Here is a 1,031-nt window from a genome sequence, read left to right as displayed (position 1 = left end):
ACGTAAGCACCGCTGCTGTCGGTATTCCAGACCGTGTAGAGGTCGACGCCAGCCATTTTCCAGGCGACCAGGTAGCCGCCGCCGGAGCTCTCCGCGCCGATCGGGTTCCAGCCGCCGAGCTGGCCCACGGTGACGACGCTGCCGCCGAACGCGATCTGCGGCCCGGTGCCGCCGCCGACCGGATTGAGGAAGTAGGTCGAACCGGATTGCACCAGGCTCGTCGATCCCAGCGCTTCGATCACGGCCGAGGGGATGCCGATCGTGCCGTCGCCGTTCAGATCCTGATGGAGGTTGGTCTCCAGCGCTTCCAGACCGCTGTTGGTGCCGTTGACGGCGCCGATCGCGTTGCTCGTATAGGCGCCGCTGCTGTCGGTATTCCAGACCGTGTAGAGGTCCGCGCCCGTCATCTTCCAGGCGATCTGATAGCCGCCACCGACGGTGTCCGCCGCAATCGGCATCCAGCCGCCGAGCTGACCGACGACGAGGACGGAGCCGCCGAACTTGACCTGGGGACCTGTGCCGCCGCCGACCGGGTTCAGGTAGTAGCTGGATCCGGACTGGACGAGGCTGGTCGATCCCAGGGCTTCGATGACCGTGGTCGGAATGCCGATCGTGCCGTCGCCGTTCAGGTCCTGGTGGAGGTTGGTCTCGAGCGCTTCGAGTCCGCTGTCCGTCCCGCTGACCGCGCCGATCGCGTTGCCCGTATAGGCGCCGCTGCCGTCGGTGTTCCAGACCGTGTAGAGATTGGCGCCGGCCATCTTCCAGGCGATCTGATAGCCGCTGCCGACGACGTCGGCCGCGATCGGAGTCCAGCCGCCGAGCTGGCCGACCACCAGGTTGGCGCCGCCGAACTTGACTTGCGGGCCCGTGCCGCCGCCTACGGGATTGAGGAAATAGCCGTTGCCGGCCTGGACGAGACTGGTCGATCCCACGGCCTCGATGACCGTTGTCGGGATGCCGATCATGCCGTCGCCGTTCAAGTCCTCGTGGAAGGACGTCTCGAACGCCTCGAATGCGGCCGTGCCTCCCGA

General features: G+C 66.8%; 1 pseudogene. It reads right to left on the bottom strand.

Annotated elements, in window-relative coordinates:
- Positions 1-1,031: pseudogene (locus QX010_RS33030) on the bottom strand (hypothetical protein); the annotation flags it as partial.

It is taken from the genome of Bradyrhizobium sp. SZCCHNRI1009 (assembly GCF_032487575.1).
Taxonomy (GTDB): domain Bacteria; phylum Pseudomonadota; class Alphaproteobacteria; order Rhizobiales; family Xanthobacteraceae; genus Bradyrhizobium.
The sequence above is the reverse complement of the archived record's forward strand: the minus strand, read 5'-3'. Positions and strand labels throughout refer to the sequence as shown.